The sequence below is a fragment of the Streptomyces javensis genome (genome assembly GCF_039525925.1).
Classification (GTDB): domain Bacteria; phylum Actinomycetota; class Actinomycetes; order Streptomycetales; family Streptomycetaceae; genus Streptomyces; species Streptomyces asiaticus.
Genome location: NZ_BAAAIF010000001.1, coordinates 437,208 through 455,631, shown reverse-complemented (window position 1 = coordinate 455,631; position 18,424 = coordinate 437,208). Strand labels below are relative to the sequence as shown.

General features: G+C 71.3%; 19 protein-coding genes and 1 pseudogene. 12 read left to right on the top strand and 8 right to left on the bottom strand.

From position 1 onward, the window contains the following. Window positions 1–135 precede the first annotated feature (135 nt). Window positions 136–729 (top strand): TetR/AcrR family transcriptional regulator, encoded by a 594-nt coding sequence (locus ABD329_RS02045; RefSeq protein WP_198277350.1) that lies wholly within the window; start codon window positions 136–138, stop codon window positions 727–729. A gap of 631 nt (window positions 730–1,360) precedes the next feature. On the opposite strand, the gene ABD329_RS02040 is transcribed toward ABD329_RS02045, so the two are convergent. Continuing rightward, window positions 1,361–2,467 (bottom strand): M20 family metallopeptidase, encoded by a 1,107-nt coding sequence (locus tag ABD329_RS02040; RefSeq protein ID WP_198277351.1) that lies wholly within the window; start codon window positions 2,465–2,467, stop codon window positions 1,361–1,363. Window positions 2,468–2,499: 32 nt separating this feature from the next. After that, complete coding sequence (locus ABD329_RS02035) at window positions 2,500–3,537, bottom strand: LacI family DNA-binding transcriptional regulator (RefSeq protein ID WP_198277352.1); 1,038 nt, start codon at window positions 3,535–3,537, stop codon at window positions 2,500–2,502. A gap of 155 nt (window positions 3,538–3,692) precedes the next feature. On the opposite strand from ABD329_RS02035, the gene ABD329_RS02030 reads away from it, so the two are divergent. From ABD329_RS02030 to ABD329_RS01995, 8 genes are all read left to right on the top strand, one after another. Further along, the gene (locus ABD329_RS02030; protein ID WP_198277353.1) at window positions 3,693–4,577 is read left to right on the top strand and encodes a BtpA/SgcQ family protein; all 885 of its coding nucleotides are present in this window, start codon (window positions 3,693–3,695) and stop codon (window positions 4,575–4,577) included. Beyond that, entirely contained in the window at window positions 4,574–5,512 is a 939-nt protein-coding gene (locus tag ABD329_RS02025; RefSeq protein ID WP_344315821.1) for a carbohydrate kinase family protein, read from the top strand. The genes ABD329_RS02030 and ABD329_RS02025 overlap by 4 nt, the downstream gene beginning before the upstream one ends. A 14-nt stretch (window positions 5,513–5,526) precedes the next feature. Beyond that, window positions 5,527–6,537, top strand: coding sequence for a substrate-binding domain-containing protein (locus ABD329_RS02020; protein WP_344315820.1), 1,011 nt, complete (start codon window positions 5,527–5,529; stop codon window positions 6,535–6,537). Further along, window positions 6,537–7,304: an ATP-binding cassette domain-containing protein gene (locus ABD329_RS02015; RefSeq protein ID WP_344315819.1), complete on the top strand. Its 768-nt coding sequence runs from the start codon at window positions 6,537–6,539 to the stop codon at window positions 7,302–7,304. Before ABD329_RS02020 ends, ABD329_RS02015 begins: the two co-directional genes overlap by 1 nt. Window position 7,305: 1 nt before the next feature. Then, a complete protein-coding gene (locus ABD329_RS02010) occupies window positions 7,306–8,325 on the top strand; it encodes an ABC transporter permease (RefSeq protein WP_344315818.1) in 1,020 nt (339 codons plus the stop codon). Next, window positions 8,322–9,377, top strand: a complete 1,056-nt coding sequence (locus ABD329_RS02005) for a phosphotriesterase family protein (protein WP_344315817.1) — start codon at window positions 8,322–8,324, stop codon at window positions 9,375–9,377. The genes ABD329_RS02010 and ABD329_RS02005 overlap by 4 nt, the downstream gene beginning before the upstream one ends. 64 nt (window positions 9,378–9,441) lie before the next feature. Then, window positions 9,442–10,188 (top strand): glutamine amidotransferase, encoded by a 747-nt coding sequence (locus ABD329_RS02000; RefSeq protein WP_344315816.1) that lies wholly within the window; start codon window positions 9,442–9,444, stop codon window positions 10,186–10,188. Then, window positions 10,173–10,811: a TenA family protein gene (locus ABD329_RS01995; protein WP_344315815.1), complete on the top strand. Its 639-nt coding sequence runs from the start codon at window positions 10,173–10,175 to the stop codon at window positions 10,809–10,811. The genes ABD329_RS02000 and ABD329_RS01995 overlap by 16 nt, the downstream gene beginning before the upstream one ends. 21 nt (window positions 10,812–10,832) lie before the next feature. Here the strand turns inward: ABD329_RS01995 and ABD329_RS01990 are convergent, their stop codons facing one another. The 5 genes and pseudogenes from ABD329_RS01990 to ABD329_RS01970 all read right to left on the bottom strand — a co-directional run. Continuing rightward, a complete protein-coding gene (locus tag ABD329_RS01990) occupies window positions 10,833–11,498 on the bottom strand; it encodes a nucleotidyl transferase AbiEii/AbiGii toxin family protein (RefSeq protein ID WP_344315813.1) in 666 nt (221 codons plus the stop codon). Beyond that, window positions 11,495–11,863 carry a hypothetical protein gene (locus ABD329_RS01985; RefSeq protein ID WP_344315812.1) on the bottom strand — a complete coding sequence of 123 codons (369 nt, stop codon included), beginning with the start codon at window positions 11,861–11,863 and terminating at the stop codon, window positions 11,495–11,497. The genes ABD329_RS01990 and ABD329_RS01985 overlap by 4 nt, the downstream gene beginning before the upstream one ends. A 197-nt stretch (window positions 11,864–12,060) precedes the next feature. Then, window positions 12,061–12,573 (bottom strand): hypothetical protein, encoded by a 513-nt coding sequence (locus ABD329_RS01980; protein WP_344315811.1) that lies wholly within the window; start codon window positions 12,571–12,573, stop codon window positions 12,061–12,063. Between the two features lie 251 nt (window positions 12,574–12,824). Next, window positions 12,825–13,424 (bottom strand): ALF repeat-containing protein, encoded by a 600-nt coding sequence (locus ABD329_RS01975; RefSeq protein WP_344315810.1) that lies wholly within the window; start codon window positions 13,422–13,424, stop codon window positions 12,825–12,827. Between the two features lie 332 nt (window positions 13,425–13,756). Further along, window positions 13,757–14,387 (bottom strand): annotated as a pseudogene (locus ABD329_RS01970) (thiamine pyrophosphate-dependent enzyme); the annotation flags it as partial. 296 nt (window positions 14,388–14,683) lie between these two features. Between ABD329_RS01970 and ABD329_RS01965 the strand changes: the two are divergent. Beyond that, a complete protein-coding gene (locus ABD329_RS01965) occupies window positions 14,684–14,884 on the top strand; it encodes a DUF3311 domain-containing protein (RefSeq protein WP_344315809.1) in 201 nt (66 codons plus the stop codon). Continuing rightward, window positions 14,881–16,383, top strand: a complete 1,503-nt coding sequence (locus ABD329_RS01960) for a sodium:solute symporter family protein (RefSeq protein WP_344315808.1) — start codon at window positions 14,881–14,883, stop codon at window positions 16,381–16,383. Before ABD329_RS01965 ends, ABD329_RS01960 begins: the two co-directional genes overlap by 4 nt. A gap of 22 nt (window positions 16,384–16,405) precedes the next feature. Here ABD329_RS01960 and ABD329_RS01955 read toward each other — a convergent pair whose 3' ends face one another. Next, a complete protein-coding gene (locus ABD329_RS01955) occupies window positions 16,406–17,776 on the bottom strand; it encodes an MFS transporter (protein ID WP_344315806.1) in 1,371 nt (456 codons plus the stop codon). 117 nt (window positions 17,777–17,893) lie between these two features. Here ABD329_RS01955 and ABD329_RS01950 point away from each other — a divergent pair, with 117 nt between their 5' ends. Then, complete coding sequence (locus ABD329_RS01950) at window positions 17,894–18,364, top strand: winged helix-turn-helix transcriptional regulator (RefSeq protein WP_344315805.1); 471 nt, start codon at window positions 17,894–17,896, stop codon at window positions 18,362–18,364. The last annotated feature ends 60 nt before the right edge of the window (window positions 18,365–18,424 follow it).

Sequence of the window (18,424 nt, the reverse complement as noted above, 5' to 3'; positions counted from 1 at the left end):
CTCCTGTGATGGGAAGGACTCAAGCGACATAACTGAAACGCCTGTATCGCAGTTATGTCAATAACTGCATCATGGCGGTCTCATTTACTGTTGACGGGGATAGGGTGGCTCCGAGACAGAGGTGGAGGAGGTGGCATGGGCGAGAAGAGCCCTCCCCGGCGGGTACGGGCGGACGCCGAACGCAGTACGGCCCGCATCCTGGAAGCAGCGGAAACCGTGCTCGCCGCGGACGCCACCGCGTCCCTGGAGCAGATCGCGGACGCCGCGGGACTCGCCCGCGCCACCGTCCACCGCCGGTTCACCTCCCGCGCCGCGCTGCTGGACGCCCTGGCCGAACGGCTCAGTCAGCGCTATCTGGGCGGGCTGGCCGAAGCACGGGTGAAGACCGCACCGCCCCTCATCGCGCTGCACCGTGTCACGGAGATCGTCTTCGATCTCAAGCTCTGCCACCGCTTCGCCATCCAGCTGTCCGCGGCCCTCACACCCGAAGTCCTCGACGGCCTCGACCTGCTCTTCGCCCGCCTGAGAGACACGGGAGCGATCACCGCGGTCGACCCCGCCTGGTGCCGCCAGGTCTATCTGGCCCTTCTGCACGAGGTCCACGAACTGCCCGCGGAGTCTCCGACCCTGACCTCCCCGGCCACCGCGGATGCGACCGAGGCGAAGATCGATCTGCTGGTGCGAACCACACTGGGCGCGCTGGGCGGCAGCCACGGCGCGACAGCCTGACATCGGGTCATCGCGCGGCGTCGCGCGAGCTGTCGTCGGACCCGGCGATGCCGTCGGCGCGGTGCGGCCCTGGCATGTGGAGCCCGTAGTGCGCGCCGACCATCCGCAACGTGAAGCACACAACGGCCGCCCCAGCGCGGTGGACAGATAGTCAGCCCCTGGGGTCCTCCGGCGTTCGCTTGCTCAGGAACTGACGGCCGGCGTGCTCAGATCCTCGGCGAACACCACGGTGTGCGGGATGCCGATCCGGCCTTCGAGGTGGGTATCGCTGTTGCCCATGGCCGACCGCCAGTGTCCCGGGTGTATTCCTTCCGCCAGTCCCCGGCCCCACTCGGCGAGGGCGGCCGCGTTGTCGGCGTTCCACGGCTGGTCCGACGCCCATAGGCGTGTGCGTGCCGTGAAACGGCGCGAGCCCACCCCGCAAGCGGGGTGGGCTCGTCCTCTGAGCGCCGGGCAGGCCTTGCACCTGCATCTCCCCGCAGGAAGCGGGGCGTCTTTCCTTGGACCACCAACGCGTGTCCGGCTGCCCGGAGTTCGGGTGACCACGACATGATCGAGTATAGCGCACTTCACCTGTCGGATCGGTCTCCGGGCTCGGGCCCGGGCCAGGGGCGGCACCGCGCTCGTCGGGCTACAGGCGCCGCAGCAGCCGGTGCATCGCCTCCGCGGACTCGGTCATGGCGGCCAGCGAGCAGGACTCATCGGTGACATGTGCCTGATCCGGGTCGCCCGGTCCGTACACCACCACCGCCGGATCGCCGAGCCGGCCGGTGAGCACCGAGGCGTCGGTGAAGTAGGTCGCGTACTCGGCCGGGTGGGCCGAGGAGCCGGGGGCCAGGAGCTCCCGCGCGGTGGCGGCGGCGGATGGGGCGGTGGCGACGCCGGGCAGGTCCAGGAGCGGTTCCAGGCCGATGCCGTCGCCGCACAGCCGGGCGATCTCGGCGATCGCCTCGTCCCGCCCGAAGCCGGGAACGGTGCGCACGTCCAGCCGCATCTCGGCGTGGTCCGGCACCAGGTTGGGCTGCTCACCCGCGTGGAACGTGCCGATGTTGACCGTGGCCGGGCCGTGGGTCGGGCTCACCGGCCAGTCCCGGTGGGCGTGGATCCTGCTCGCCGCCGCGGCGAGCGCGGCGATCGCGTTGCGGCCCAGCTCCGGGCGGGACCCGTGGGCGGAGACCCCGCGGGCCGTCGCGGCGAGCCACAGCACGCCCTTGTGGCCGAGGACGGTCCGGTTGCCGGTCGGCTCGGCCACGATGAGCAGATCGGTGGGGGTGAGCGACGCCGCGTCGACCTCCTCGGCCCCATGACAGCCGGTCTCCTCGCCGAAGGTGAAGACCAGCTGTACGGCGGTGTCCCGCGGGCTTTCCCGGGCGGCCCGGATCGCCGCCTCGACCTGGCAGGCCACGCCCGCCTTCATATCGCTGCTGCCGCGGCCGAGCAGCCGGCCGTCGCGCAGTTCCCCGCTCATCGGGTCGAACGACCAGCCCGACGGGTCGGCGGGCACGGTGTCCAGATGTCCGGTGAAGGTGACCGGCACCCGTGGTGCCGCGGGCCCGAACCGGGCGACGACGTTGGCCCGGCCGGGTATCGGCTCCTCGACCCGGACGTCGAACCCCGCGCCGTCCAGCCGGTCCGCCACCAGTGCGGCGGCCGGTGCCTCCCGGCCGCCCCGGGTGTCGATCCGCACCAGCCGCCGCGCGAGGTCCGTCGCACCGCGCCAGGTGTCCGCGTCGTCCATGGGGGTCCTCCTGGGGTTGTGGTGAGGCACCGTCATATTCCGGCCGGGGGCGTTTGCGTGGCCCGGGTGCTGTCGCGCACCACCAGGGTCGGCACGAGTGAGATACGCGCGTGGGGTCCGCGCTCGGCGTCCTTGGCCAGGCCCGCAGCGGCCAGCAGCCGTACCGCCTCCGCGGCGATCCGGTCGCGCGGCTGATGGACCGTGGTCAGGGCCGGTTCGGCGAGCCGGGAGAACTCGATGTCGTCGTAGCCGGTCACCTGCACCTGCTGGGGCACCGCGAAACCGTGGGCCCGGCAGGCGCGGGTGGCCCCGAGCGCGATCAGGTCATCGGCGCATACGAGCGCGTCCGGAAGGCCGCCCTCCGCGATCAGCCGGGCCACGGCGGCCTCACCCCACTCCACGCTGTAGTCGCCGAGCAGCACCTGGTCCGGCTTCACCTCGATGTTCAGCTCCTCGGCGCGCCGCCGGAACCCGGCGAACCGCTGCTCCGTGGAGGAGTGGGTCATCAGCGAGCCGATGAAGGCCGCCGACCGCGCCCCGCCGTCGTGGAGGTGGTCCATGACCTGCCGCATCGCGGCGACGTCGTCGACGCCCACCCAGTCGGTGGTAGTGCCGTCGACGAACCGGTCGAGCTGGACGAGCGGCAGCCGGTCCGCGGTCTGCTGCACGGCGGGCCGGCTGTCGACGCCGTGGCTGGGGCTGACGATGATGCCGTCGACGTTGCGCGCGGCGAGCGAGGCCAGCCGGCGCGCCTCGATCCGCGGGTCGGAGCGCGCGTCGCACAGGAACAGCTCCTTGCCCTCCTTGCCCAGGGCGTGTTCCACGCTCTCCACCAGGGAGGTGAAGAACGGGTTGGTGATGCTGGGCACGACCATCCCCACGGTGTCGGTACGACTGTTGCGCAGTGCCCTGGCGATGACATTGACCTGGTAGCCCAGGTCGTCGGCGGCGCGGCGGACCTTGCGCTCGACCGCGGCCGAGACCTGGCCCCGGCGGGAGAGCACCCGCGACACGGTGGCGGTGGAGACACCGGCCCGCTCGGCGACCTGAGCGATCGTGACCCGTTGCAATCGATTACCTTCCTGCCGGGAAACATGGCGGTCACCTGGCTCCAACACCGATGTGACCTGACGCGTTGAATCAGCATAGAGCCTTGACACGGCAGCTGACCCCTGCCTACGGTCCTCCGCAACTCAGCTGTAATCGATTGCATTGAGGTGGCGCGATGACGACATCGGGGAGCACGAGCGGCCTTGGGGTGTTCCCGCCCCGGCCGAACGCGATCAAGGAGCTGTTCGGCACCCCGAAGGTCGTCATCGGCGTGGTGCACCTGCCGCCGCTGCCCGGCAGCCCGCATTACGAGGGCGCCCCGCTGGACGAGATCCGCGCCTTCGCGGTCGAGGAGGCGCGCGCCTATCTGGAGGGCGGCTGCCACGGGCTGATCGTGGAGAACCACTGGGACATCCCGTTCCTCAAACCGGGCGAGCACGGTTATGAGACATCGGCGGCGATGGCCGTGGTGACCGACCGGGTGCGGCACGCCGTGCTGGACGGGACCGGCGGCAGGCTCGGGGTCAGCGTGCTGTCCAACGCCGCCGAGTGCTCCATCGCCTCCGCCTGGTCCGGCGGCGGCGGATTCGTGCGGGTCAACCAGTGGGCCAACGCCTACGTCGCCAACGAGGGCATCATCGAGGGCCAGTCGGCACACGCCAGCCGCTATCGCAGCCGGATCGGCGCCGGCCCGGTCAAGGTCTTCGCCGATGTGCACGTCAAGCACGGTTCGCACGCCATCGTCGCCGACCGCACCCTGGCCGAGCAGACCGAGGACGCCGAGTTCTTCGGCGCCGATGTGCTGATCGCCACCGGTTCCCGGACCGGGGACGCCGCCTCACTGGAGGAGGTCGAGGGCATCTCCGCGCACACCACCCTGCCGGTGGTGATCGGCTCCGGCATCACCGCGGGCAACATCGGCGGCCTGCTGCCCGCCTGCGACGGGGTGATCGTCGCGTCCTCGGTGAAGGACAACGGCCGCTGGTGGGGCCGGGTCGACCGGGCCAAGGTCCGCGAACTGACCACCGCGGCGGCCAGGGCCGGAGTGGTGCTCCCGTGATCGTCTTCTGCGGGTACGCCAACATCGACCTGACCGTCGGTGTGCCGTCGCTGCCCGCTCCCGGTGACCGCGTGCAGGCGACCACCGTCCGCGAGGGCCACGGCGGGATGGCCGCCAACGCCTCGGCGGCCGCGGCCCGGACCGGGGCCGACGCGTGGTTCGCCGGTGTCGTCGGGCCGGAGCCGCGGAGCACGGCGTTCCTCGCCGCACTCGCCGCCGACGGGGTCCGTACCGACTGGACCGCCCGCACCGGCACCCTCACCACCGCCGTCGTACTGCTCACCCCGGACGGCGAACGCGCCGTCATCAGCCAGGACGACGAGCTGGACGCCCGGCACATCACCCGTACGGCACGGGCCGCGCGCGAGGCCGGGGCGGACTGGCTCTACCTCGACGGCTACCGCTTCCCCCAGGCCGCCGCCGCGCTGGCCGAGGCCGCCGCCGACGCCCCGCCCGGAACGCCCGGACCGGGCCTGGTGGTGGACCTCGACGGCTGCGACCGGCCGGAGGCGATGCGCACCGCGCTCGCCGCGGCCGATCACGCCGTGGTCGGCCGGCCGCTGGCCGTCGCGCTGCTGGGCGGAGAACCGGCCCTGGTCCGGGCCGCCGCCGACTGGGACGTCCATCTGGTCGTGACCGACGGTTCGCGCGGCTGGACCCTGCTGACCCCGGCCGGTGAACGCCACGACGGTCCGGCGATCGAGGTGGACACGGTCGACGCCACCGGGGCCGGAGACTGCTTCACCGGCGCGTACTGCGCCGAACTGGACCGGGGCCGGTCCCCGCTGGAGGCGGCGCGCTTCGCCACCGTCGCCGCCGGCCTGTCCTGCACCCGGCCCGGCGCCCGCGACGGGCTGCCCGACCGGCGGGCCATCGACTCCTGGCTCGCGGCCCACCCCACCCCCGAAACCCCGGAGCCGACCCGAACCAGGTAGGACAAGGAGAGCAGATGCGCCAGAAAGTGACGGCCGTGGTCGCGCTGGGCCTGCTGCTGACGACCGTCGGCTGCGACACCCAGGCCCGCCGCGAGATGGCGGCCGAGAAGAAGACCACCGAGCAGGGCCCGCCGCCGCCCGCGGAGATCGCCCGCTCCTGTACCGTCCGCGGCCACGCTCCGAAGATCGGTATCGTGCCCATCAACCTCCAGGCGCTGTTCTTCAACCAGATCAACACCGGCGCCCGGACCGTGGCCCGCAAGGCCGGGGTGAAGACCCAGATCGTCAACGGCAACGACGACTCCGCCACCCAGTCCAACGCCATCGACGACCTGGTGGCCAACCACTACGACGCCATCGTCGTGGACGCGGTCGACACCGAGGGCATCAAGCCCGCCATCCGCCGGGCCAAGGCGGCGGGTGTACCGGTCGTCGCCGTGGACGCCACCGTCGACGACCCAGCGGTCTCCGTCCAGGTCGGCGTCGGCAACGCGGAGGGCGGCCGGCGGATCGGCGAGGCGCTGCTGAAGACGGCCGGCAACCGCGGTGGGATCGGCGTGGTCGGCGCGCTCAACAGCACCATCCAGAACGAGCGGCAGAAAGGTTTCACCGAGGCCGTCACCGCCAAGGGCATGAAGATCCAGAACGTGGTCGACGGCCGCAACATCCAGGAGAACGCCCAGACCGCCGCCGAGAACCTGCTCACCCGCGACCCCGGACTGAAGTACGCCTACGCCACCGGCGAGCCCGCCCTGATCGGCCTGGCCGCCGCCGTGGTCAGCCAGCACCGCACCAAGGACCTCAAGGTCGTCGGATGGGACCTGTCCAGCCAGGCCGTCGACGGGCTGCGGGCCGGCTGGATCACCGGTGTGCTCCAGCAGAACACCTTCCGGTTCGGCTACGAGGCCATGAACTCCGCGATCGACCTGGCCTGCGGCCGCACCGCCCGTAAGAACGTGCCCGTTCCCACCCAGCTGGTGACCCCGGACAACGTCAAGAACTACCTCTACTACCTGGAGAAGTGATGGGCGAGAGCGCGCTGGTCTCCCTCCGAGGAATCACCAAATCGTTCGGCGCCGTCCGCTCGCTGCGCGGCGTCGACCTGACCCTGGCCCCGGGCGAGGTGCTCGGCCTGGTCGGCGACAACGGCGCCGGGAAGTCGACCCTGATGAAGGTGCTGGCCGGTGCGGTCCAGCACGACAGCGGGCAGATCTCCATCGACGGCCGTGCCGTCCGCTTCACCAGTCCCGCCGACGCCCGCCGCGAGCGGGTCGGCATCGTCTACCAGGACCTCGCCCTGTGCGACACCCTCGATGTGGCCAGCAATCTGTTCCTCGGCCGTGAACCGCGCAGAGGCCCCTTCATCGACCGCGCGACGATGCACGCCCAGGCGGCCGAAACCCTCTCCGAATTGCACGTCCGGGTGAAATCCACCTACCAGGAGATCGGTGAGCTGTCCGGAGGACAGCGGCAGGCCGTGGCGATCGCCCGTGCGGTGTCGTTCCGCCCCCGCGTGCTGATCCTGGACGAACCCACCGCCGCGCTCGCCGTCGCCGAGGTCCGGCAGGTGCTGAAGATGATCCGCGACGTCGCCTCCCAGGGCGTCGGCGTCATCCTGATCACCCACCGGCTTCAGGACCTGTTCGAGGTCTGCGACCGGATCACCGTGATGTACGAGGGCCGCAGCGTCGAGGACGCCCCGATCTCCGATCTCGACATCGAACGGCTCGTAGCCATGATCACCCGATCCGGCGCCACGAACGGCGGGCCCAACACCGAGGAGATGGCCTGAGATGAGCGCCGACACCGCGATGCGCACCACCGCCGTACTGGGCCGGCCGCCTGGCCGCTGGCAGCGCGCCAACAAGGCCACCTTGGCCATGCTCGGCGTGGGCCTCGCGCTCTTCCTCGGCTTCGGTATCGCAGCCCCGAACTTCCTGACCTTCAACAACCTGGCCAATCTGGCCACCCAGGTGGCGATCACCCTGATCGTGGCGGTCGCCATGACCTTCGTGATCAGCACCGGGCAGATCGATCTGTCCGTGGGATCGATCCTCGCGTTCACCGCCACCTGCTCCGCCGAGATGCTCCAGGCCGGCTGGGACTCCTCCGTGGTGATCGTCGCGGCGCTGCTCGGCGGGCTCTTCTGGGGCGCCGTCAACGGATGGCTGTCGGCATATCAGAAGATCCCCCCGTTCATCGTCACCCTCGCCACCATGTCGGTCGTCCGCGGCCTGGCACAGCTGTGGACCAAGGGGTTCTCCGTCCCCATCGACGCCCGGCTCTTCGTCGCCAAGCTCGGCGACGCCACCTTCCTCGGACTGTCCGCACTGGCCTGGATCGCCCTGGCCACGGTCGCCGTCGGAGCGGTCCTGCTGTCGAAGCTGCCGTTCGGCTCCTACGTCAACGGCATCGGTTCCCAGGAGGAGTCGGTACGGCGAGCGGGGGTGAACACCGCCCGGATCAAGATGATCACCCTGATGCTGACCGGTGTGGCCGCCGGTATCGCCGGGCTGCTCACCGCGGCCAGGCTCGGCTCCGGCTCCGCCAACTCCGGACAGGGCTTCGAACTCACCGTGATCGCCGCGGTCGTGCTCGGTGGCACCAATCTGTTCGGCGGCCGGGGCACCGTGCTCGGTACCGTCATCGGCGCCCTCATCACCGGAGTCATCGCCAACGGCCTCAATCTGCTGGGTGTGAGCCCGTTCCTCACCCCCATCGTCACCGGGCTGGTGCTGCTCGCCGCGATCTGGCTCAACCTGCGCGGCCGGGCGATGGCCGACCTGTTCGCCCATCTGACGGGCCGCTCATGAGCGGCCCCTCCCCCACCACCGTGACCACGGTGACCGGGCCCGTGCCCAGCACCGGGCTCGGTCTCACCCTCACCCATGAGCATCTGCGCAACGACGTCCGCAAGGCCGTCACCACCCCGGCCGACCCCCGGCTCGGTCGGCTGCGCGACGCCCGCACCACACCCGAACTGGCCTGGCTGCTGCGCGAGCAGCCCTACGCCTGCCTCGACCACTGTGTGCTCGACGACACCGAAGGGATGCTGGCCGACCTGCGCGCGTTCGCGGCCGGCGGGGGCGGCACGATCGTCGACGTCACCCCGGGCGGACTGGGCCGCGATCCGGCGGCGCTGCGCGCGTTCTCCGAGGACAGCGGCGTGCGTGTGGTCATGGGCAGCGGCTGGTACCTGGAGCCCTACCATCCCCGGCCACTGTCGCCATCGGACGAGCGCGGCCTCGCCGTGGCATTGCTGGCCGAGTTCACCGAGGGCGCCGACGGCACCGGGATCCGGCCGGGCGTCATCGGCGAGATCGGGGTCTCCCCGCGGTTCACCGAGGGCGAGCACACCGCGCTGCGCGCCGCCGCGCGCACCCAGCGCGAGACCGGTGTCCCGCTCTACATCCATCTGCCCGGCTGGCAGCGCCGCAGCCACGAGGTCCTCGACCTGGTACTGGGCGAGTACGGGGTGGCGCCGGGCGCGGTGGTGCTGTGCCATATGGACCCCTCGCACGCCGACCCGGACTATCAGCGGTCGGTGGCCGATCGCGGTGTCTGGCTCGAATTCGACATGATCGGCATGCCGTTCCGCTACCCCGGCGAGGGGCAGTCCCCGGCACCCCACGAGACCGCGCACGCGATCGCCGGGCTCATCGCCCGCGGACACGGCGACCGGCTGCTGCTCAGCCATGACGTGTTCCTCAAGAGCATGCTCACGGCGTACGGCGGCAACGGCTTCCGCTACGTACCCGAGCTGTTCCTCCCCCGCCTCGTCGAGCACGGCGTTCCCCGGCAGGCCGCCATGGAGCTGCCGCGCACCAACCCGGCCCGGCTGTTCGAGAACGCCGCCGCGTCCTGAGCACGCCCCACCGTGCTGAGCACGCCCCACCGTTTCCCTCACTTCCCGTTCGAAGGAGCACCCTGTGAGCCGCGTCCTGATAGCCGGTGAGAGCTGGATCTCCCAGTCCACACACATCAAGGGGGTCGACTCGTTCACCACCAGCACCTATGTGACCGGAGTCGAGCCGTTGCGCCGGGCGCTGGAGGGCCGCGGGCACGAGGTCACGCACCTGCCCGCGCATCTGGTACCCGGGCAGTTCCCGGGCGACGCCGAGGCGCTCGCCGGCTACGATGTCGTCGTCCTCTCCGACATCGGGGCGAACTCCCTCCAGCTCTCCCCCGAGGTGTTCGAGCTGGGCACGCCGGGGGCCGACCGGATCGACGCACTGCGCGGATGGGTCGGCGACGGCGGTGGGCTGCTGATGGTCGGCGGCTATCTCTCCTTCACCGGCTTCGAGGGCAAGGCCGCCTACCGCAACACCGCGCTGCACGAGGTGCTGCCGGTCGAGCTGCTGCCCGAGGACGACCGCGTCGAACTCCCCGCGGGCGGCCGCCCGTCGGCGGTCGGCACCGGCCATCCCGCCCTCGGCGGGGTGACCGGCGAATGGCCGCCGCTGCTCGGCTACAACCGCGTGCGGCCACGTCCGGGCGCCGAGGTCCTGGCCACCCTGGGCGACGACCCCCTGGTGGCGGTGGCCGAGTACGGCGCGGGACGCTCGGCGGTCTTCACCTCCGACTGCTCCCCGCACTGGGCGCCCGCGGCGTTCTGCGAGCGGTGGGACGGCTACGCCCGGGTCTTCGGCGGCCTCGTCGAATGGCTCTCCCGTTGAACCGGTCCGAGCGGCTCCTGAAGGCCGCCGCCCCGGTCATGGAGCAGGCGTTGCGCATGCGCTTCGTCACCGAGGTCACGGCCGGCACGATCAGCGAGGCCGACTACGCCGACTACCTGGAGATCGAGGCCGCGTTCGTGGAGACGGCCACCCGGCTGCACGGACTGGCCGTGTGGGGCGCCCCGGACCGGACGGCGCTGGAGCGCAACGCCCGTGCGGTCCACGCGCTGACCACCACCCAGGCGGACTACTTCCGCGAAGCCCGCGCCGTCTGGCCCGTACCCGCCCGGCCGGGCGCCGCCCGGCGGGCCGAGGTGCTGTCGCGGTACGCACTCGACGTGGCGCGGGACGGCGGCTACCCGGCGGTGATGACCATGCTGTTCGCCGCGGAGAGCCTCTACCTCACCTGGTGCACCCGGGCGCACGAGCGCGGCGCCGTCCCCGGCGGCGCGATGAGCGCCTGGGTGGCGCTCCACGCCGACGAGGCGTTCCGGGACGGGGTGCGGGCGCTCGCGGCGGAGGTCGACGCCCTGCCGGACGACATCCCCCAGGAGCGGCTGATCCGCTGGTTCACCGGCATGCTGGAGGCGGAAATCGCCTTCCACGACGCGGTGTTCGGGTGACCGGGCCCCGGCGGGGGCCGATCAGTCGTCCGCGGTCTCCTCGTGCAGCCGCTGGGTGAGGTCGTCGGCCCAGTCCCGAGCCCAGGCCCGCAGGGTGGCCGTGTCCGCCTCGGTGAGGCCGTAAGCGATGAATTCCTCGTCCTCGTACCACTCCGCGCCCGCCAGACGCGCCTGGAGTTCCTCGAGGCAGAACTCGTCGCGGGCGTGGCGGCGGCCGAGTCGCTCCAGGTCCACGGTGGTGTGGAGGCGGGAAGCGGCGTGGACGTCGATCAGGTCCCGCACGGCGCCGCGGTCGGCCAGCGCGCGCACCTTCGTGCCGATGACATCGTCCAGGGCGAGGACGGGACCGTACTCGGTCGCTGTGGGTGGACGCCAGAACGCCTCTTTGAGGATGTCGACCTCGCACTGCTCACCACTGGCGGGATCCGTGACCACGAGGCGGCCGGAAAGCGGGTCCACGCCCACCTCCCTCACCTGCCAGCCGCGCTCGGCCAGCCCGGCGATGAGGGAGCGGGTGATCTCCGCCATGGGTGCGGGGTTCTCCGTGGCCACGTCGAGGTCCTGGCTGAGCCGGTCGACCAGGCCGTGCGCCTGGACCGCGTACCCGCCGGTGATCACCAGGGGGTAGGGGGTGCCGATGGCCAGGACGTCGGAGAGGAGCCTGCGGTGGAGATCGCTCAGGTTCACGCCGCGGCTCCCGAGCGAGCCGATGCCAGTTCGGGGAAGGCCTCCTCCCACACGTCACGGATGGCCCGGCTGATCAGCGTGCGCAGGACGGGCCACTGGTCGATGAGGAGATCCCGGTTCAGCAGGGCGATCAGGTCATCGTGCTGCCCTTCGGCGAGCACCGTGCGGTACATGCTCATCCTCGACCGCGGTCGGTCCAGGTCGAACCGCGTCAGTCCCGACCACGCCACATGCAGCGGCAGCTGGACGGAGCCGTGGGCCGGCCCGGCCAGCCGGCCGAGCGTGTCGGGGAGCCTTCGCGCGTAGCGCTGCCGCAGCACCTCGGCAGCGGGCGGGGACGGCTCAGCGGCAGGCGTAGCGGACATGCGACCAGTATGAATGACACAGGCCGTCCCGGTCCTCTCCCCGGCGAGGCGCCCATCGGTTCTTCGTCATCGACGGCCCGGTTGTGGATCGTCGGCCCGGTTGTGGATCGTCGGCCCGGTCGGCGACACCGCCGACCGGACCGGTCCTACTACCCCCTACCGGCTGCTCGCCCACCAGAGCCGTGCACGGGCCGGGGTCAGCCAGCCGTCTTCACCTTGGTCGCCTTGGCAACCTGGCAGGTCTTCGGCATGGCGGCGGAGTCGCCCTTCCACGCGGCGGAGGCGAGCGCGCTCTTCATGGCTCCGGCTTGGACGGGCTGGTTGGTGAGGGTGGTGTAGACCGCCTGGTCGGGATGTGCGGAGTTCAGGAAGCGGACCTTGACGGTGTAGGCGTAGTCCGCCGCGCCGTTCGCGTTGTCGAGCTGGACTACCGCGAACAGCTTGGACGCGTCGCGCAGCTGGCACGACTTGATGCTGACCTCGACTTTGGAGGTCACCGCCTGAGCGGTGCCGGATCCGCCGGCCGCCCCGCTCGCCGAGGCGGACGGCGACGATGTGGTCGTCGAACTCGGCGCGCTGCCGCTCGTGCCCTTCTTCCCGCCCTTCCCGGCGTCGGACGACGCATCGCCCGATCCGCCGCTGGAGCAGGCCGAGAGAGCGAGAAGGGCGGCGGCGAGCGTACCGAGAGCGGCGGCGCGAGGAAGATGCATGGTGAAAGGTCCCCCGTTAGGACACAGGTTCGCCGGACGGACCGGCCGAGTCCGCTTCACGCTACACCTGCCGCACCAGCCACCTGCCAAGCGGCTGAGCGATCAGCTGGGTGCTCCCGGAGACGGTCGAGCCCGCAACGGGTGGCATGTGGTGTACACCGCGGGTGGCCGTGGCGCCCGCAACGCGGGCGCCACGAGCTGCACGGTGTCGGCAGCTGTCAGACGAGGGATGGCGGTGTTCCCCGCTTCGCCTAACCCGCCACCTCGTACTGCCCCACCTCACGGAAGTAGCGCAGGGCCTCCGGGGAGCCGTCGTCGAGGGCAGCGTTGGCCGCGGCGCGCAGCGCATCACTGATGTCCGGATCCGCGAGCATGCGGGCTATGTAGACGGCGTCGTCCTCGGCTTGGGCCAGCCGGTAGCCGGTCTCCAGCCAGGCTCGCATCTCCTCCGGGGAGTTGTTGTCGAGGAGCTCGTTGGCCTCCTCGATGACTCGCTTGTCATTGTTCTGCGTTGCCGCGTGGAGGATGCGCGCGATGGCGACCCGGTCGTCCTCGGCCTGAGCCAGCCGGTAGCCGGTCTTCAAGAAGGCGCGCATGTCATCCACGGTGCCGTTGAGGGCCTCATTGGCCTCTCGGACGACCCCCCGACCGCTGTCCTCGTCCGCCAGGATGGCGGCGATCGCCGCACGCAGTTCGTCCTCCGACATCTCGTCCACCGGTGTGTCGGACACGGTCGCCACGGTGGTGGTGACCGGGGCCGCCGAACCGTCGGCAAACGCCGGGGCGGTGAAGAGGAGGGCCGGGGTCAGGGCGGTGGCCACGACGAGCAGAGCGGCACGCGTCGGTCTCATGAAAATGCGCCTCCATGTTCGAACTTCGGGTACGCAGATGATCACGCATGCGCACCGAAATCGCACCAGGAATCGGTTAGTCCGGAAAAGCGCACTCACCATCACATCGACCGGCCGCCGGTCACGAGCGGGAACTCGCCCTGAGGGAGGCTTGGTTGGACCGCCCGTAGCCTCCGGGCGACTGGCGGCCGGGCGGGCACTGGTGCTGTGTGTGGGCCGCCGTGCTGCTGGGGCGCCGTAGCCGGGTGCTGGTGGGCGGCGTGTACGCGGGGTGTGTGGTGCTGCTCGCCTGGTTCGGGGTCGTGGCCGGGCTCGGGCCGCTGTACTGGCCCGTGGTCGACGCCGTAGCCGCCCACCTCGGGGGCGTTGACGTTGTCGAAGGACAGCTGGACGCAGTAGTCCAGTGGCGTCCGGATCGGCGGTCGCGACCCCCAGGGCGGCGGGCACGGTCCAGCCCAGCGGCCCGACCTGGCCCGCGTTGATCCAGTGCCGTGGGTGGTAGACGTGGAGCATCTGCGCGGCCTGGATCTGGGAGAGGCCGATCGTGGAGACGTAGCGCGTGTCGCGCCCGAACGCCTTGTTCAACTCCTCGTAGACCCGCTGCGGCTTGACCGGCACCTGGTCGAAGTGGGTCCTGCGGAGCATGGTCGCCTTGCGCTGCCGGCAGCTGTCGGCCCAGTCGCCGCGGTCCCTGAGGGCTCCGGCGCCCTTCAGTTCCCTCGCCGCCTCGACGAAGAGCTCCAGCGCGGGCCCGGCGTCGGAGACGATGCCGTAGTCGGGGGGAAAGACCCGGCCGATCTGGGTGGGTTCGATGTCGACGTGGACGAAGGTACGGCCCCGGGTGTACGTGTCGAGGCCGCCGGTGTGACGGTTCGCCCAGCGGTTGCCGATGCCGAGGACGAAGTCGGACTCCAGCAGGGTGGCGTTGCCGTAGCAATGTGGAATAACAACCCCCCGCTCGCCCCTCACCCCGGGCACCCTCGCCGCACGTCCCGCACTTCGGTGGCAGACTCATCGAGGCGGTGACGACGTCCGGACGGACGGGCGGAGCGGAGGCACGAAAGGCCTTGACAGGCCCGCATGGCGGACCTATACATCTGCCAATCGAAAAATACATTCCGCATGGCGAAACACGCTGCGGCTCCCAACAGCCCCGTCCCGACGGCCCCGTCCCGACCGCACCGCACGAGACGTGCCACCCGCCCCCAGACGGCCTCGCCCCACCAGTGGAGTACGGCCCGGCCCAGGAGGTTCTCGACGTGAAACCCATCCATCTGCTCGGCGCGATCCCGTTCCTCGGGATCCTCGGGGGAATCTTCTTCACGAACCGGGTGACGCCCTACGTCCTCGGCATGCCGTTCAACCTCTTCTGGCTGGTCATGTGGGTCGTGCTGATCTCGGCGACGATGGCCGTCATCTACCGCCTGGACCCGGCGAACCGCGAGGAGCAGAGCTCATGATCGCCCTCGCCGTCATCTTCGCCTTCCTGCTCGCGGCCCTGGGCCTGGGGCTGCGCGCCCGCCGCGGCAGGGACATGGATCTCGAGCAGTGGTCGGTGGGCGGCCGCGGCTTCGGGACGGTCTTCGTCTTCCTGCTGCTGGCCGGCGAGATCTACACGACCTTCACCTTCCTGGGCGCCTCGGGATGGGCCTACGGCAAGGGCGCGCCCGCCTACTACATCCTCTGTTACGCCTCACTGGCCTACGTCCTGTCGTACTGGCTGCTCCCGGCCGTGTGGCGCTACGCCAAGCAGCACCGGCTGATCTCGCAGTCCGACTTCTTCGTCGCCAAGTTCAACAGCCCGCTGCTCGGCGCGCTGGTGGCCCTCGTCGGAGTCGTCGCGATGGTGCCCTATCTCGTCCTTCAGCTCAAAGGGCTGGGGATCATCGTGTCCATCTCCTCCGACGGCCGGATCTCCTCCCACTGGGCCATCGTGATCGGCACGGTGGCGCTGACCCTCTATGTGACGATCTCGGGCATCCACGGCTCGGCCTGGACCTCGGTGCTCAAAGACGCCGTCATCCTCGCGATCGTCCTCATCCTCGGCATCTACCTGCCGATGCACTACTTCGGCGGCGTCGGGGAGATGTTCCACGCGGTGGACAAGGCCCACCCCCAGCTGCTCACCCTGCCCTCGAGCGGCATGAGCGCCTCGTGGTTCGCCTCCACCGTGCTGCTCTCGGCGGTCGGCTTCTACATGTGGCCGCACAACTTCAGCGCCTCCTACAGCGCCCAGAACGAACGCGTCTTCCGCCGTAACGCCATCTTCATGCCGCTGTACCAGCTCATCCTGCTCTTCGTCTTCTTCGTCGGGTTCACCGCCATCCTGGTCGTGCCCGGCCTCAAGGGCGCCGACGCGGACCTGTCCCTGCTGCGCATCACCACCGCCGCCTTCCCCTCCTGGTTCGTCGGCATCGTCGGTGGCTCCGGGCTGCTCACCGCGCTGGTCCCCGGATCCCTGCTGCTCATGACCTCCGCGACCTGCCTGGCGAAGAACGTCTACCGCCTCGCCCGGCCGCACACCAGCGAGCAGCACATCGGCCGCCTCGCACAGCTGCTCGTCCCCGCCCTCGCCCTGGTCTCCCTCTACTTCACCTTCAACGGCGGAAGTTCCATCGTCTCGCTGCTGCTCATGGGCTACGCACTGGTCACCCAGCTCTTCCCCGCACTGCTGGCGAGCCTCGCGCCACGGCAGTTCGTCACCAAAGAGGGAGCGGCGGCGGGCATCGTCGTCGGGGTCACCACGGTGGCCGTCGTCACCCTCTCCGACGTCACGGTGGGCAGTCTCCTGCCGGGACTCCCCCAGGCGGTGAAGGACCTCAACGTCGGCATCATCGCCCTCGCCCTCAACACCGTGGCCATGGTGGCCACCTCCGCCGTCACCCGCACCGCGAGCCCCGTCCCCGCGACCACCGCCGCCCCGCGCCCCGGATCCGAAGCCGCGGCCGGCACCGGCTGACGCGCTCCCCCGGGCCGGAGCCTCACACGGGCGCCCCCGGCCCGGGGTTCCGGGGCTCTTGCGGCGCGCTGCCCGGCCAGGAGCCGGGCAGCTCAACCGCCGGGTTGTCGCCGGGCAGCCCCATGCGGCGGGTCGTTGCCCACAGGAGCAGGGCGGCAAGGCTGAAGGACGCGCCGAGAACCGTCACCGCGGGCCAGCCCGCCGTCGCGTAGGCGAGGGAGGAGCCGAGGGCGCCGAGGCTGCTGCCCACCGAGTAGAAGACCATGTAGCCGCCGATGATCCTGCTGCCCGCGTCGGGCCGTACGGCGTGGATCAGGGTCTGGTTGGTGACGTGGACGGCCTGTACGGCGAAGTCCAGCAGGACGGCGCCGATCGCCAGCGCCCACAGCGACTGCCGGGTCAGGGCGATCGGGAGCCAGGAGAGCGCCAGCAGGGCGAGGCCGACACCGGTCGTGCGCTGGGCGAGCCCCCGGTCGTTCCAGCGCCCGGCCACTCCGGCGGCGACCGCCCCGGCCGCCCCCGCGAGCCCGAACGCTCCGATCGCGGTGTGCGACAGCGACCACGGCGGACCGCTCAAGGGCTGCGCCACACCGCTCCACAGCGTGCTGAAGGCCGCGAACACCAGCAGGGCGAGCGCACCCCGGATCCGCAGCAGCGGATGGCGGGCGAACAGGGTGACGGTCGAGGCCACCAGTCGTCCGTACGACGCCTCGCGCACCCCGGCGGACGGCGTGCCCGGCGGCAGGAGGCGACGCAGCGACACGGCGAGGACCGCGATGACGCCCGCGGACGCCAGGTAGACCGCCCGCCAGCCGGCGAGGTCGGCGAGGACGCCGGCGGCGGCGCGGGCCAGCAGGATTCCGGTGACGATACCGCCGGTGACCGTCCCGACGGCACGGCCGCGCCGGGCGGGCGGGGTCAGCGCGGCGGCCGCCGCGACCATCGTCTGGGCGACGACGGCGAGCAGCCCGACCATGGCGAGCGCGCCGCGCAGCGCCGCCACGCCCGGCGCCAGCCCGGCGGCCAGCAGCGCGAGTGCCAGCAGCCCGAGCTGACCGGTGACCAGCCCCCGGCGGTCGAGCAGGTCGCCGAGCGGCACCAGCGTCAACAGGCCCAGCGCATAGCCGAGTTGGGTCACGGTGACGATCACGCCGAGCAGCCCCGAGCCGACCGCGAACCGCTCGCCGAGGGTCACCAGCAGCGGCTGGGCGAAGTAGACGGTGGCGACGGAGCTGCCGCAGGCGAGGGCGAGCAGGGGCACGAGCCTGGCGGGGGGCGACGCGTGGACGGGGGGCGACGCGTCCCGCGCCGACGTCGTGGCAGGCGCCTGGTGGCCGCCGGTCCCCCCGGTCCCGTCGCACCCGCCGCCCGCATCGGAGCATTCGATCGCCATACCGGCCCCACCTTCCATCGGTTGCATCTTGCTACCGCCGCGACAGTAGACGCGCGAGGTAGCATGTTGCAACCATCCCTGGAGGGCATCCGGGGAGCTGGAGGAGAGGAGCCACGGATGGTCGCCCGCACCCGCTTCGACGCCGACCCCTGTCCCGTCGCCCGGACGGTGAACGCCATCGGCGACTGGTGGTCGCTGCTGATCGTGCGGGACGCCTTCGACGGCAGCCGCCGCTTCGGCGAGTTCCAACGCAGCCTCGGCATCGCCAAGAACATCCTGGCGGCGCGGCTGCGCGCGCTGGAGGAGGCCGGGGTGGTGCGCGCCGAGCCCGCGCCGGACGGCGGGTCCCACCGCGAGTACCTCCTCACGGACAAGGGCCGCGCCCTGTTCCCGGTGATCGTCGCCCTGCGCCAGTGGGGCGAGGAGCAGTGCTTCACCCCCGGCGAGGACCACTCCCGCCTGCTGGACCGCCGGACCGGCCGCCCGTTGCGCCCGGTGCGGATTCAGTCGGCGGACGGACGGCCGGTGGAGCCGGAGGACACGGTCGTGGAGAAGGTGCCGGAGAAGGAGGACCGGAGGCGAGGGTGATCTCCGGCGGGTGACAGGGTTGTTGCCGCATCCGAGTCCCGTGCGCACACCGGCGGCCCT

Coding starts and splice junctions, on each gene's coding strand:
- ABD329_RS02045 (WP_198277350.1), top strand. CDS start 136: ATGGGCGAGAAGAGCCCTCCCCGGCGGGTACGGGCGGACGCCGAACGC.
- ABD329_RS02040 (WP_198277351.1), bottom strand. CDS start 2,467: ATGGACGACGCGGACACCTGGCGCGGTGCGACGGACCTCGCGCGGCGG.
- ABD329_RS02030 (WP_198277353.1), top strand. CDS start 3,693: ATGACGACATCGGGGAGCACGAGCGGCCTTGGGGTGTTCCCGCCCCGG.
- ABD329_RS02020 (WP_344315820.1), top strand. CDS start 5,527: ATGCGCCAGAAAGTGACGGCCGTGGTCGCGCTGGGCCTGCTGCTGACG.
- ABD329_RS02015 (WP_344315819.1), top strand. CDS start 6,537: ATGGGCGAGAGCGCGCTGGTCTCCCTCCGAGGAATCACCAAATCGTTC.
- ABD329_RS02010 (WP_344315818.1), top strand. CDS start 7,306: ATGAGCGCCGACACCGCGATGCGCACCACCGCCGTACTGGGCCGGCCG.
- ABD329_RS02005 (WP_344315817.1), top strand. CDS start 8,322: ATGAGCGGCCCCTCCCCCACCACCGTGACCACGGTGACCGGGCCCGTG.
- ABD329_RS01995 (WP_344315815.1), top strand. CDS start 10,173: ATGGCTCTCCCGTTGAACCGGTCCGAGCGGCTCCTGAAGGCCGCCGCC.
- ABD329_RS01985 (WP_344315812.1), bottom strand. CDS start 11,863: ATGTCCGCTACGCCTGCCGCTGAGCCGTCCCCGCCCGCTGCCGAGGTG.
- ABD329_RS01980 (WP_344315811.1), bottom strand. CDS start 12,573: ATGCATCTTCCTCGCGCCGCCGCTCTCGGTACGCTCGCCGCCGCCCTT.
- ABD329_RS01975 (WP_344315810.1), bottom strand. CDS start 13,424: ATGAGACCGACGCGTGCCGCTCTGCTCGTCGTGGCCACCGCCCTGACC.
- ABD329_RS01960 (WP_344315808.1), top strand. CDS start 14,881: ATGATCGCCCTCGCCGTCATCTTCGCCTTCCTGCTCGCGGCCCTGGGC.
- ABD329_RS01955 (WP_344315806.1), bottom strand. CDS start 17,776: ATGGCGATCGAATGCTCCGATGCGGGCGGCGGGTGCGACGGGACCGGG.
- ABD329_RS01950 (WP_344315805.1), top strand. CDS start 17,894: ATGGTCGCCCGCACCCGCTTCGACGCCGACCCCTGTCCCGTCGCCCGG.